Raw genomic sequence first — 13,974 nt, 5'->3', positions numbered from 1 at the left:
GGACAAATTTATGAACACTATCAGAAATGATACTTCTGCCCGCAATATGCTGGATAAGCTCAAAATAACTGAATATTTGAATATGGACGGGATTACGGAAGTAATGATTAACCGGCCTTATGAAGTGTTCACAGATGGGGCCAATGGTATTAGCCGCTATGAAAATCCACTGCTGGATTATTCTTCACTACTGCAATTGGCCAACATTCTTGCTATCTTAAACAAAAAGCATATCTCGTTTGAAGAGCCCATTCACTCAGTCACTCTACCAGATGGTGAACGCGGACACATCATGATACCGCCATCATGTGAAGACGATACATTAGTATTGTGTCTGCGCAAACCATCTTCCACACGTTTTTCTTTGAATGACTACATTAATACGAGCCGTATTACGGCTTTTAAAGATGTTAGTAAATATGGTAGTTCTTGTCCTGAACGAGCAGAACATTTCATTGACGGTCAGAAATTCCGTGATGTAAGCGATAAGATGAAACTACCAGCCGATGTGCATCTTGCTGATTGGCAATATGAGATGTTGGATGCCAAAGCTAACCGTGACATGAATAGGTTTTTCCAGCTGGCGATTGAACATAAGCTAAATATCTGTATGGTAGGAGGAACCGGTTCAGGTAAAACCACTTTCACTAAAGCCATTGCAGATCTTGTGCCGACTCAGACCCGCCTTATCACACTTGAAGATACGCATGAACTGGATTTACCCAATCATCCCAATCATATCCATCTGTTCTATAAAGCTCATATTACTGCCAAGATGCTTATTGCAGCCTGTATGCGTCTGAAGCCGGACAGAGTATTTCTGACCGAGCTTAGAGGCGATGAAGCGTGGGATTACCTATCATTGCTCAATACCGGCCATCCAGGCGGACTGACTTCAGTTCATGCCAACGATGCCCGTTCGGTACATTACCGTATTGCTCAGCTGGCGAAAGAATCAGCGACCGGTCAGACCATGGAGTACGACTACATTCTGGGCACAGTCAAATCAACAATTGATGTGATTGCTTTTTTCTCGCATACGCATATGACAGAACTTTATTACGACCCTGTAGAGAAATTCCTTGCCATGCAGGGTAAAAACTAGCACGCCATGCGTGCTTTTTTATTGTACAAAGCCAGGAGACACATTATGAATAACTAAAAGTTAATTCAATACCTTAATCTTATCTTTCACCGGTTACTTACTCAGTAACCGGTTTTTTTTATCAAATATATTTACAGGTTTCACATGCAAAAATTCAGAAAACTAATGATTTCTACTTCTTTATCAATTATATTCATCAATTTTTCCTATGCTGAAGGTGGAAGCGATTCAAATGTGCCTTGCGTAAGTACTGGACAGGGACTTACAAATGAAATAGTAAAACCCGCTGTTGGAAATCCCTATTGCATGGTTTCAATTACTGACAAGGTTATGGATAAAATTAACCAAGCTAAAGTAGGTTCAGATACAGCACAAAATACTGCTGATTCAGCTATCAATATCGCTAATGACGCGCTAAGCAAGGCTTCTAAGAACAAAACTACGAATAGTGCCGGTAATAATATTAAAGTTAACAGCACCACCAATGCGGATGGAAGTACAAACTATGAAATTACCACAGCTGACGATGTGAACTTTAATGGTGTGAACAGTAACCATCTCCAGTCAGGATCAGTCACCATTGACAAACAAAGTACGGATATTGATGGCCACACCATTATTCACGGCTTAGGAAATGGAAAAGTTGAAGCGGAATCAAACGATGCCATTAATGGTGGCCAACTGTGGCAGGTACAACAAGCTGCTCAAGAGGCCGCAACCAAAGCCAAAACCACTGTCAGCTCAGGCAATAATATCAAAATCAACAGTAGCACTAATGCGGATGGAAGTACTAATTATGAAGTTAGTACAGCTGACGATATCAATCTGAACAGCATAACAAGCAACAATATTCAGGTTGGTTCCGTCTTAGTGGACCGACAGAAAGCTGATACTAATGGCCACACAATTATTCAGGGTGTGGGCAATGGTTTGGTAAGTAACGGATCTACAGAAGTAGTTAATGGTGGCCAGCTGTGGCAGATACAACAAGCTGCTCAAGAGGCGGCAACCAAAGCCAAAACCACAATCAGCTCAGGCAATAATATTAAAATCAACAGCAGTACCAATGCGGATGGCAGCACCAATTATGAAGTTAGTACAGCTGACGATATCAGCCTGAACAGTATAACAAGCAACAATATTCAGGTTGGTTCCATCTTAGTGGACCGACAGAACGCTGATACTAATGGCCGCACAATTATTCAGGGTGTTGGCAATGGTTTGGTAAGTAACGGGTCAACAGAAGTCGTTAATGGGGGTCAGCTGTGGCAGGTACAACAGGATACTAATAATGAAATCAACAGAATTAAAACTGGCCAAGCCGGACTTGTTTTAACAGATGGTAAAACTACCACAATTGATAAATCAGGTACTTCAACTGTAATCAATATCAGTGGTGCAAATGGTGACCGAGTTCTTACAGGTGTAGCCAATGGGGTAAATCCCAATGATGCTGTTAATGTGTCACAGTTACGTGAATATCAAAATCAAAACAGTACTCACCTAAACGCCCTTAACAACAAAATTGAACGAAACCGTAAAGTTTCATCTCAGGGTATTGCCAGCGTGGCCGCCATGAGCATTGAGTACCCGGAACAGGAACCGGGACATGTGGCCACAGGTTTCGGATTCGGTACTTATGATGGTGAAAATGCAATCGGCTGGGGCATTAATTATCTAGCCACCACAGGCAAAACAAAACTGTATGGCGGCGTTGCACAGGCCTTTGGCTCCAGTACCCGAGCGGTAGGAAAAATCGGCTTCAGCTTCGTATTTTAAATATCAGTTCACAACCTGCCCTTTGGTAACAAAGGGCTTTCTATTATACACATGAGAATATGATGAACAGATTTACAATTCCATTGCTTTTACTAATCTGTACCACACCCTCTTTTGCCTCCACGCTCACTTGTAACGTCATCAAAATTAGTGATGGAGACACTGTACGGTGCCTAGATAAAAACAATACGCAACACCGTATCCGATTTGCCGGTATTGATGCTCCTGAAAGTAAACAGGCATTCGGTCAAAAGTCCAAGCAAGCATTAGCAGGTATGATTTTTCGCCAGTCGGTACAAATTGATATCAAAGGTACAGATCGTTACGGCCGCGAAATCGGCACCGTTTATTTGAATGGTCAGGATATCAATCGTCAAATGGTAGAAACTGGCTATGCCTGGTCTTATCGGCGTTATCCACAGAAAGACTATAACGAAGTTGAAAAGGTAGCCCGTAAGCAAAAACTGGGGCTATGGAAAGATGCCCACCCTATTTATCCAGAGGATTATCGCCATCTGTTCAAAGGTAGATATTAAAATGAATACTTCAAAGAAAAATTCTCAACAATCTAGTATTTCAAAAAATACGGCACTTCAGGACAGCTGCAAGCACCGCACTTTAGAGAAACTAGGCAATAACTTTAATTCTGACAGCAAAAATGTGGAAATGATTAAACGCAATCTGCGAAGCAAATTCAAAGACGGTTGCGACAAAGATTATCAAGCCTAAGCCAGAAATTATCATCATCAAACAATTCACTCAGCTCACTAGCTTCACCCAGTAGATTATCTAAAGACCGTTTTTGTTCTTTTGAAATAGGCTGATCTGGTGAGCTGGACATAACTGCCAGTAATAATTCTTGCAGTCCCCTTTTCAAATTTTCTTGTTCCTGTCGTAGTTGAGTTATCTGTAATTCCAATTCTTTAATTTTTTCATCAGGTAGAATCATATGAATCCATATTACAATTGCATTGAGATTATAGGCAATCTGGGTAAAAAGCCGATAGTAGCTTACACTAATGACTCCGTTGCAGTCACCCGAATACAAATTGCTGTCAATGAAAAATACACCAATCGTGAGGGAACTGTACAAGAAAATATTTATTGGTTTACAGCCCTCCTTTATGGTGAATTGGCTGAACGAGCCAATCAATATCTTGATAAGGGTGATGCAGTATTTGTCCGAGGTCCATTACGCATGCGATCCTACGAAGTCAATGGAGAAAAACGTTCTGTGTGGGAAATCCACGTTGACAAAATGGTTATGTTGTCTTCAAGCAAGGAGAAGCCATGAAGAAGCTACTCGGATTGCTGATATTTTCTGTCATTTGCAGCCTGATATTTGCTTTAGGTGGCCAATACCTTGCCAGCATGATATTTGTTTTATGGACGCATATTAAGGCTGAACCCTCTATCAGCATGATGTATCACCTCTTTCAACACAGAAGTGAAATAAGTCCCCATTACATTATGCCATTCAGGGTAACAGGCGGTGTTTCCCTTGTACTGCCACTGATACCATTCATTATGATGGTTGCTGTTTTGTTATATAAACCCAAACGAGAGCTGCACGGTTCTGCACGTTTTGCAACAAAAGTAGAAATCAATAAAGCCGGTTTACTAAAAGATAGGTTTGACAAACAAGATCCACCCGACATACTTCTTGCCAAATTAGGCAAGAATTTTTTACGTTGGTCGAGCACCGCTTTTGCATTTGTTACCGCAGAAACCCGCGGGGGTAAAGGTATAGCTGTTGTTATCCCAAATCTATTACATTATTCCCATAGCCTAGTAAATACAGACCCAAAGCTGGAAAATTTTGTCATTACTTCTGGCTTTCGCGAAAAAATACTAAAACAGAAAGTTTACTTGTTTAATCCTGGTGGCAGAACGCCAGAACACGCAATCAAACCACAAGCTCCCCTGGTTTCGCACCGCTATAACCCTTGTACTTATATCCGTCGTGATCCTCGCTATATGTACAAAGATATTCTCATTATGGCAGAAGTACTGATTCCAAAGCCGGTAAAAGACTCCAGTGGCACATCTGGCTTTTTTGCTGATTCAGCCCAAAAGCTATTTACTGGGCTAATGCTATATATGATTGAAACTGAGAACGAACGAGACCTGTCGGACATCACGCAAAAAACAACTTTATCCAACCTTTTCCGCCTGACTGCTCCGAGTAATGGGAAAACATTGGGCGAATGGATTAAGGAAGAAGTTATGCTACGTGAACAACAAGAAACAACCAAACTAAGCAATAACTGTAAAACCCTATTGCTTGGATTTGCCAATGGTAATGTTAAAACTGGCGCAGACATTTTGGCCACATTAACGGCACCACTGGGTATTTTTCTGGATCCAGTGGTTGAAGCAACTACCTGTGAAGATGATTTCTATCTGACTGATTTGAGAAAACAGCGCATGACAATTTATTTAGCTGTTTCTCCGGAAGATGTATCACCGCTTTCACGCTTAATAAATCTTTTTTACAGCCAGCTAATAGCCGTCAACCTCCAACAAGGATTACCTGAAAACAATCCGACACTGAAATATCAGTGTTTACTGTTGATGGATGAATTTCCATCTATGGGTTATATGAAAGCTGTTATTAACGGTGTTGCTTATCTAGCTGGTTATGGTCTGCGATTACTAATCATTATGCAATCACCAGCACAGATTGCCGAACTGTATGGAAAAGAAGCAGCAAGGACATTTTTTACTAATTTCAATACACAAATTGCATTTACGTGTTCTGATGAAAGTGATGCAGAAGCACTAAGTAAAATGATAGGTTATGAAACATTTAAGTCCAAATCAAAGTCACACTCTTCTGGACGAGGCAGCAGTAATAGTCAAAGTATATCCGACCAGCGTCGTGCACTCATGATGCCTCAGGAACTTAGAACAATGCCTTATGAAAAATGTGTTATTAAACAATCCGGTCAGCTTCCTATTCTTGCAGATAAAATTATGTACTATAAAGATGATGTGTTCATAAGGAGAGCTAATCTGCATGCACCACATATACCAGTATTAAATGTTACGACCAAAACACCTTTACAGACACACAAAACACCCGTAGCGCAATATATTCCTACGGAAGAACTCTCACAGACAGACTGGCGAGACACAACAAACGCAGAAGATATCGGCAAGACACTGTTAGGTAATCTGATTACGCCGGACAGTACACCTGAATTCATTAACGAACTTAGTAAATATATTGATGCTAATCTTGGCATTGACTCAATGCCGATTTTCAAAGCAGTGCTGAATAATTCGTAGTGATAATCTAACAAATAAAATCCATCCGCCAGCTGGCGGTTTTTTTTTGCTTATAAGGAGTTCCTGATGAGTGATATTGATGAAATCAGAATTGCACTCAATCACCTTGATGCACATTCACGCGAAATGTGGGTAAAAATGGGTGCAGCCATCAAAGACGAACTGGGCGAACAGGGTTTTGACATTTGGGACAAATGGTCACAGAACAGTGACAATTATAGTGCCCGAGCAGCAAAAGACGTATGGAAAAGCCTCAAACGCGGCAATATACATATTAATACCCTGTTCTATGAAGCCCGTAACGCTGGATATAAGCCAAATAAACCTTATATTCCACCCTCAGCTGAAGAAGTGGCCATACGCAAGGCTGAAGCCGAACAACGTAGACTGGCCGAAGCAGAGGCAACCCGAAAGGCTCACTCAAAGGCAGAAAAGTCCGCACAGCAGATTTGGGCGAAAAACAAACCGGCCTCTGCCAGTCATCCTTACCTGGTAAAAAAAGGCATTACCGATCCTGCAATCATTGGCCAGTTACGTCAGGGTAAATACAAAGGTAATGATAACCTGCTGATACCGGTACTACAGGATAAAAAAATTGTTTCCATGCAGTTTATCAATCAGGATGGTGCAAAACGGTTTCTGGCTGGCGGGCGGATGCAAGGCAGTTATACATTTATCGGTGATACCAGGCGCATGAATCAGGGCGTGGTAATGGCTGAGGGAGTGGCCACAGCAGCCAGCATCTATCAGGCAACAGGTATTCCTGTGATAGTGGCTTTTAATGCAGGCAATCTGCAGCCAGTTGCCAAAAAACTAGTGCAGTCACTACCCCCAGAAACGCCGGTAATCATTGCAGCTGATAACGATGCCAGTAAAACCGGTATCACGCATGCCATGCAGGCTGCTAGCATCTTCGGACCACGGGCCAAAGTTATCTTGCCTGAGTTCAGTAACGAACAAATAGCAACGTACCAGGCACAAAATGGTAAAGACTCCTACCCATCTGACTTTAACGATTTACATGCTCTTGCCGGTCTGGATAGCGTAAAACAGGTATTATTACCTGGTCAGAAAATAGAATCTGAATCTCTATGGCCAAAACCCGCACGTACTGCCTGGAATGATTTTCCCCCAGTAATCCGGAACGGCAATATGGGCGAACTTAAAAACGAGACTGAATACACCGCTGCCAAGAGCGGCGATGAGCAGGCCGCAATGCAGCTGGTGGCCAAACTGATTACCGCTGATACCCTAGCACAGGTTAATGAAATGATAGATGGCCATGAGGTCACTATTGTACCGGTAAGTGCCATTGAAGCCTCCGGCGAAAACCAAATACCGCGCGCAATGGCCACGGTATTGGCCAAAGAACTTGATTTACCTGTGGACCACAATATCTTACAGGCCAATAAAGTAAATCGCACCGGTTCAGGTATCGATCATCGGCTGGCATTTCAACCCCTGTTTACTGGTGAAGTTACCGCAGGCAAGGAATACTTGCTAATCGACGATACTTTATCAGTGGGTAGTACGTTGGCTAACCTAAGAGGTTATATTGAAATCAATGGCGGTAAAGTAGTCGGTGCAGCTGTCATGACCGCTCATGAGGGCGCATTGAATATTGCGATTAAACAAGATATGATTAATGCTATTTCCCGTAAACACGGGAACAGCATGGACAACTTTTGGAAAAAGGAGTTCGGATTTGGAATTGACAAACTTACACAAGGCGAAGCTGGACACATCAGAAAAGCCCAGAATGTTGAGCAAATCAGAGATAGAATCATTGCAGCAAAGCACGAAGCTAAGCCTGGAATGGATGAGCAACAATTACACAAAGCAATTCAGGTTCAGCAGGAACAGCAAATAAACCCAGAAGCCAGCTCACAGGAGCTGGCTTCAGTTCTTTCTGAACCACCTACTCCACCAGACACAGCAATTAAAACCACCGCCCAACAGGCGGTTTTTTTTCGTCCAGAGGAAGAAGCAACCATGGCCACAACAGCAGAACAAACCATTAACAGTATTGAACTGGATAACCGCCAACAACCTGATATAGAGGTGACAGCAAGCCAGCCTGAACTGATTCCTGAACAACGCAATCCTCAGCCCAAAATAAAGCAAGCTGCATCCGAACCAGAACAGGAAACTGCCACAGAACCAAACAGAGAAAGCCCAAAGGCAAAACAGACAGAAAAGAATCAGACGCAAACCAGTTCAGCTTCAGAGAAAAAACAGCCGATTACTGACCTGAAATACAAAGCTCCTCCTGATCATCTTGCTGACCGCTATATTGTGGCCAATGGCCAGTACCTTTCCATGAAAAACGGTACTACCGTGCTGTTCGAAGACAAAGGCAAAAAAATCAGTACTGCGCGTACAGATGCGCAAACTGTTAAAGATATGCTTGAAGTGGCCAAAGTAAAGGGCTGGGACAGCATCAAGCTATCTGGCACGCCTGAATTTAAATCTTTGATGTTCGTAACAGCAGAAAGTCAAGGCATTAAAACACGTGGATATAAACCAACACCTGCTGATCTAGCTATGGTTCAAAAGCTTCGCGGTGAATATTCTCTAAACAGTATTGAACCAGATATGCCTAAGCATGAATTGGCAAAAGAACCGCAGCAACAAACCACAATCAAAGCAGATAACACACCAGGTGAACGTTTAATTGCCCATGGCTCTGCTCCCTACATGCACGTTAGTACCAATCAAGATAGTTATTACGTTACCGTGGAAAAAAATGGCAAAGAACAAACATTTTGGGGTATTGGTCTGGCTGAAGCAATTAAAGAATCTGGCGCAAAAATCGGGGATTTAATCAGACTAGAAAAACAAAAGAAAGAAGCAGTCACAATCCAGGTTCCTGAACGTGACCAGAACGGACAAATAATTGGACAGATTCAAAAAGAAGTTAACCGCAACATATTTTCAATAGAGGTATTGCAACAAGCCAACTTACAACATGGACAAGCTAATGAACCAGCAGCTGTACCACAGCCGGAAATTTCTCCACATATGCAAGATAAACCCGAATTTCCTAATCATACTTCTGAAAACGAGGTGATGAATTCAAACAATGAAAGGGCCAGTTATCAAGGAAACCAAAGTACAGCTGAACAGGAATCGATTCATTACGAACCAATCCAATCCGAAATAGAACCAGAAAGAAATATTGATTTTCAAACAGCCAAACAAGAGTATCTTCAAAAAGCTGCCAATCTCAGCCGTGATGCAAAAGCACAGTTAGAATTTTATGAGCGCGCCACCTTGGATGCTTTACGCGGGGTAAAAGAACCAGAATTAAACCAGGCACTGAAAAATTTTTATGTAAACACAACGAAAGCTATGGCGGGGAATAAGCTAACGTTACCCAAACCTATTCAGATCCCATCGCCAGACTTGTTGCAAAAATCACAACCTGAGCAAACAGCCACACCATCTACTGAACCAGAAATTGAGAGGTAAATTATGGCCAGCACATCAACAACAGAACTGATTGACGATGGAAGCGGAGAAAGCACATTAAATCAATTTTTAACACCACTGGAGCAGCAGCTGATGGTTATTTTAAGTGAAGAGGAATTTGATAGATATTTGCAAGCATCTGCTAGCAGAGAAACCCTACAGCAATATCTATTAGATCCAAGGGTCCCAGATCATGCAAAAGCACTGTTCAATTCAATGAATCAAACTCGATAAACTACCCATGCCCCGCCAGAACAACTGTGCGGGGCTTTTTTTACGTATCTGGAATCTATCTTTATTGCAGATAGTTTTATATTCATTCTGATTTTATTTCCCGTAACCATATAGCCCGCCAGCATACAACTGAGCGGGCTTTGCTTTTCTCTACACATTGACAGAAAACACATCATGAACGAAAAAAAAACGCCACAGCAAAAGCAACTAGATTACGCTAAAACCATAGCTAATGAACTTATTGAAATGATAAAAGCCGGTACGGCTCCATTTCAGCAACCATGGGAACCAGCATTTGGAACCGATGTGCCTTACAACTATGTGACTGGTAAGCCCTATTCTGGTAGTAATGAAATTTATCTAATGATGCAAAACCGCAGTGATCCCCGCTGGTTGACCTATTGGCAAGCACAATCAATAAATGCCCAGGTTAGAAAAGGAGAACGAGGCATTGGCCTGATTAGATTAATAACCCATTCTGAAAAGATTGAACGCGACGAAAACGGAAAACCAGTCTTAAATGATCATGGTGAACCAGTAATCATCCGTGGCCTATTAGAAAAACCTTATATTAAGAATTTTACCGTTTTCAATGCTGAACAGATTGATGGCCTGCCACCTTTGATAAAAAAACCGCTACCAGAGTTAACCTGGTCAAGTGACAATGCGGCAGAACGCATTCTAATCGCATCAAAAGCAGAAATTGAACATCAACACGGTAATAATGCATATTACAGCCCGATAAAGGACAAGATTGTATTACCTGAAAAGACACAGTTTGCCGACGCCGGTTCTTACTATGCTGTCGCCTTGCATGAGCTTGGGCACTGGACAGGACATGAATCAAGACTGAACCGACAGCTGATGAATCAATTCGGCTCTGATGACTACGCTCGCGAAGAGTTACGCGCAGAAATCGCATCAATGATGATTAACCGAGAACTAGGGATGCCACACGCCCCAGAACGTCATGCAACTTACGTGAATAACTGGGTAAGTGTTCTGGAAAAAGACCCTACAGAGATTCTGCATGCATGCCGCGATGCCCAGAAAATACAGGAATATGTCCTCAGCTTTCAGCAACAGCAGCTGATCACTCCTGAAACGGTACAAAATAAACTAACGCCGGAAGAAGAACTACTAAACCGAGCCAAAGAAATCTATCTGAGCCAAAACTCCCTACTGTCCAAAACTGAGCATCACCACCGCCAGATACGGTTGTATGCGGTCGAAAAAGTGCTGGAAAAAGTACCAGACAACCTGAAAGCAGAAGCCTTAACTAATTTCTATAAACAGGAAATCAAAGCAGCAGGCATCAATGTCGAATACCCACAGGACAAAGGTATTTTGGAAGAATATGAACGCTAGGAGAACTGACCATGAGCCAGCCTAAAATCTGGGGCTTAACCGAAAATGTAAAGAAAAAACTGAAGGACGTTGCACTGGCCAAACTGGGTAAGCCCAGTATATCCGGACTGGCCAAGCACCTTTTACTGAAAGAACTGAATACCCCGACACCAAATATTCAAAACGGAGGGAATATCAGCCAGACGTGCAAAAAACACCGGCTAGAATTACAGCTTACTCCAATACAGTATAATTATCTTCGCACCTCTGCTGAGCAGCATTCAATGACAGCAAACGCTTATGCCGTCGATATTCTAAACTATCACATCACACATCACCCTACTCTATCCAACAGCGAAGCAGAGGCCCTATATCAATCAAATTACCAGCTGCTAAGGATTGGCCGCAATCTAAATCAGATTGCCCGTCAACTTAATATTGGTGAATCGTCTAGTATAACTGCTGAAGAGATTCGTCAACTGCTAAGTTTCATAGAAAAGCATACAGAAAAAGTGAATGATGTAATGCTTGCAAGCCAAAAGAGGTTTGAATGAATAATTCAATCGACAAGTGGCTTTTAGGCCACAAAACTAGAGCCGTCAGAACCAAAGATTCTGGCGGTTTTTTTGTTGGTAAAAAAAAATCCGCGCCGCCACTCAAACCAGGATACGGATTAGCCAACTTACGCGCAGCAGCAATGAAACAACCAGAAGTCATGGTTAAAATTACTAGGCGTTTAAGTAAAGGCAACAATGGATTAAAAGGAATTCGTAATCATCTTGATTACATTAGCCGTAACGGTGAAGTTGAAGTCGAAAATCAGGATGGCGAAAAATTCCAGAGCAAAAAAGCATTGCGTAATCAGATAAACGACTGGAGGAAACTTGGCATACCAGAACAAAGCAAAAGGCGCGAAGCAATCAATATAGTGCTTTCAATGCCCCCAGGAACGCCCCCACAGGCCGTAAAAAATGCGGCAAGGGAATTTGCCACGGAACAATTTCAAGGCCACCAGTATGCCTTTGCGTTGCATACTGACAGTGATCGTCCCGATGAGCCAGCACACCCACATGTTCATCTCTGTGTACTAATACGTGATGAGTTTGGTCAACGGCTCAATCCACGAAAAAACGATCTGTATGAATGGAGGTTAAGATTTGCGGAAAAAATGCGCGAGCAAGGCGTGCCTTGCGCAGCCACACGCCGACAGCTTCGAGGCGTCACGATTAAAGAAAATAGTACACTTAAAGCCATGGAGAAACGCGGTTACGTGGGAATAGTACATAAACGTCAGGCACAAGAACTTATAAAAGCTATTCGGAAAAACAAAAGGCCTGCCCACCTGTACCTAAAAGAAGCCGTACAAACTCGTCATGAAATCGTACAAGCATATGCTGAAATATCGAAAGAGCTGTATAAAGCTGGCCATAAAACAGAAGCTAGGTTATTAAGTAAATTTGCCAAAGAAATCATAGACGCTGGTTTTAATACTCAAGCACAAAATGTGTTTGATAAAACTGTTAAGGATATCAAGCACAATATTAATCAAAACACCCATCAAGAACGATAATAATAACCTAGCAGTAGGGGGCAAAGGCATCAGACGGTCCGTTTAAGCAGCTCTGTTGCAAACGGGTTGTTTGATGCCTTTGGGGGCGTGGGGACGTTGTACGCATGTGCAACGGGGCTACTGCGGCAGATTTTCTGTAACGTAATTCATTCTTTCTTTTGATACTGGAGAGGTATAAACACCCTCTCCTATTCTTCCTTATATCCACCACTCCGAAGAAAACAGTATCACATATCCTTCATTTATCTTCTCTCTTGCCAGCTGAACAAACTTCAGCATATCTAATACCATGTGCTTTTCGTTATCTGGATAGCCATGGAAAAAATATTCCCATACAAACTCATATGGTGACAATCTATCATCATAGATAATACTAAATTCCAGCTTATCCAAATCTTTCAAATTGACAATTACATTCGTATCGTGAAATTGCCCTTGTCCGCCTTTCTTATGGTATAAATCAACAAAGAAACCATGCAATGGATTGTATTCGTTCCAATTGGCGATTTTCTTTGCATTTGTTGGTAAAGGTATATCTAGTTTCAAATTCCCAACATATTCTTTCTCTACCGCGTATACAAACATTTCAAGCTGCATTATGATTGCTTTCTAACACTAATAACTATCGAACAAGCGGAAGAAAACTTCCAGTTTGCTATTGTTATGTTTATCAGGAGAGGTTCACCCCTCCTCTCCTGACTTTTTTATCTAGTTACCACCACGAATAATATAAAATTACATAACCTTGAGCTAAAAATTGCCTTGCTTTCTCTATAAATCGGTACGTTTCTTCTACATCTTGAATCTCTAATTTGTCATCACCCCAAAAAAAGCCTTTCCTTGGTTCAAGCTGATTATTTTTCAACTTTTCTTCCAAGCAATCCAAATCAGCTAATTCCACTTGAACAGTTTTACAGTTAAATTCTTGAAATCCCCCTTTTTCGTAATATAAATCTTCAAAGAATCCATGCAGGTGGTTAAATTTCCACCAAGAAGCGATTTTTTTGGCATCCTCTGGTATAGGTATATCAACTTTCAGTTCACCTGTTCCTTGGTGTTTAAGCGCGTATGCATACATATCAAGTCCCATAACAATATCCTTTCAATGTTAATTATTATCAGAACATCGGAAGCCAGAGCCGCCGTGTTGTGATGTCGTAAGAAATTGACCGCTAGC

General features: G+C 41.8%; 13 protein-coding genes. 10 read left to right on the top strand and 3 right to left on the bottom strand.

Annotated elements, in window-relative coordinates; translation table 11 throughout:
• Positions 1-10: 10 nt before the first annotated feature.
• The 3 genes from ACQP6D_RS04220 (at position 11) to ACQP6D_RS04210 (ending at position 3,420) form a co-directional block, all read left to right on the top strand.
• A complete protein-coding gene (locus tag ACQP6D_RS04220; RefSeq protein ID WP_267390705.1) occupies positions 11-1,105 on the top strand; it encodes an ATPase, T2SS/T4P/T4SS family in 1,095 nt (364 codons plus the stop codon).
• Positions 1,106-1,435: 330 nt separating this feature from the next.
• Positions 1,436-2,884, top strand: coding sequence for a YadA family autotransporter adhesin (locus tag ACQP6D_RS04215; RefSeq protein WP_427857523.1), 1,449 nt, complete (start codon positions 1,436-1,438; stop codon positions 2,882-2,884).
• 62 nt (positions 2,885-2,946) lie between these two features.
• Complete coding sequence (locus ACQP6D_RS04210) at positions 2,947-3,420, top strand: thermonuclease family protein (RefSeq protein WP_427857522.1); 474 nt, start codon at positions 2,947-2,949, stop codon at positions 3,418-3,420.
• Between the two features lie 158 nt (positions 3,421-3,578).
• Here ACQP6D_RS04210 and ACQP6D_RS04205 read toward each other — a convergent pair whose 3' ends face one another.
• Positions 3,579-3,833 carry a hypothetical protein gene (locus ACQP6D_RS04205; protein ID WP_427857521.1) on the bottom strand — a complete coding sequence of 85 codons (255 nt, stop codon included), beginning with the start codon at positions 3,831-3,833 and terminating at the stop codon, positions 3,579-3,581.
• On the opposite strand from ACQP6D_RS04205, the gene ACQP6D_RS04200 reads away from it, so the two are divergent.
• The 7 genes from ACQP6D_RS04200 to ACQP6D_RS04170 all read left to right on the top strand — a co-directional run bounded on the left by ACQP6D_RS04200 (position 3,834) and on the right by ACQP6D_RS04170 (position 12,797).
• Complete coding sequence (locus tag ACQP6D_RS04200) at positions 3,834-4,178, top strand: single-stranded DNA-binding protein (protein WP_267390709.1); 345 nt, start codon at positions 3,834-3,836, stop codon at positions 4,176-4,178.
• Positions 4,175-6,175, top strand: a complete 2,001-nt coding sequence (locus ACQP6D_RS04195; protein ID WP_427857520.1) for a type IV secretory system conjugative DNA transfer family protein — start codon at positions 4,175-4,177, stop codon at positions 6,173-6,175. The genes ACQP6D_RS04200 and ACQP6D_RS04195 overlap by 4 nt, the downstream gene beginning before the upstream one ends.
• Positions 6,176-6,241: 66 nt before the next feature.
• Positions 6,242-9,646 (top strand): LPD7 domain-containing protein, encoded by a 3,405-nt coding sequence (locus tag ACQP6D_RS04190; RefSeq protein ID WP_427857519.1) that lies wholly within the window; start codon positions 6,242-6,244, stop codon positions 9,644-9,646.
• 3 nt (positions 9,647-9,649) lie between these two features.
• Complete coding sequence (locus tag ACQP6D_RS04185) at positions 9,650-9,880, top strand: hypothetical protein (RefSeq protein WP_427857518.1); 231 nt, start codon at positions 9,650-9,652, stop codon at positions 9,878-9,880.
• 174 nt (positions 9,881-10,054) lie between these two features.
• Positions 10,055-11,248 carry an ArdC family protein gene (locus ACQP6D_RS04180; protein WP_427857517.1) on the top strand — a complete coding sequence of 398 codons (1,194 nt, stop codon included), beginning with the start codon at positions 10,055-10,057 and terminating at the stop codon, positions 11,246-11,248.
• Positions 11,249-11,259: 11 nt separating this feature from the next.
• Entirely contained in the window at positions 11,260-11,781 is a 522-nt protein-coding gene (gene mobC / locus ACQP6D_RS04175) for a plasmid mobilization relaxosome protein MobC (protein WP_427857516.1), read from the top strand.
• A complete protein-coding gene (locus ACQP6D_RS04170) occupies positions 11,778-12,797 on the top strand; it encodes a relaxase/mobilization nuclease domain-containing protein (RefSeq protein WP_427857515.1) in 1,020 nt (339 codons plus the stop codon). The genes mobC and ACQP6D_RS04170 overlap by 4 nt, the downstream gene beginning before the upstream one ends.
• Before the next feature lie 198 nt (positions 12,798-12,995).
• Here ACQP6D_RS04170 and ACQP6D_RS04165 read toward each other — a convergent pair whose 3' ends face one another.
• Together ACQP6D_RS04165 and ACQP6D_RS04160 are read right to left on the bottom strand one after the other, a co-directional pair.
• Positions 12,996-13,394 (bottom strand): hypothetical protein, encoded by a 399-nt coding sequence (locus ACQP6D_RS04165; protein ID WP_267390717.1) that lies wholly within the window; start codon positions 13,392-13,394, stop codon positions 12,996-12,998.
• A 115-nt stretch (positions 13,395-13,509) separates the two neighbouring features.
• Complete coding sequence (locus ACQP6D_RS04160) at positions 13,510-13,887, bottom strand: phosphoglycerate kinase (RefSeq protein WP_427857514.1); 378 nt, start codon at positions 13,885-13,887, stop codon at positions 13,510-13,512.
• Between the last annotated feature and the right edge of the window lie 87 nt (positions 13,888-13,974).

Origin of the sequence: Snodgrassella sp. CS2 (genome assembly GCF_050310315.1) — a bacterium.
Classification (GTDB): Bacteria; Pseudomonadota; Gammaproteobacteria; order Burkholderiales; family Neisseriaceae; genus Snodgrassella; species Snodgrassella alvi_E.
The sequence above is the reverse complement of the archived record's forward strand: the minus strand, read 5'-3'. Positions and strand labels throughout refer to the sequence as shown.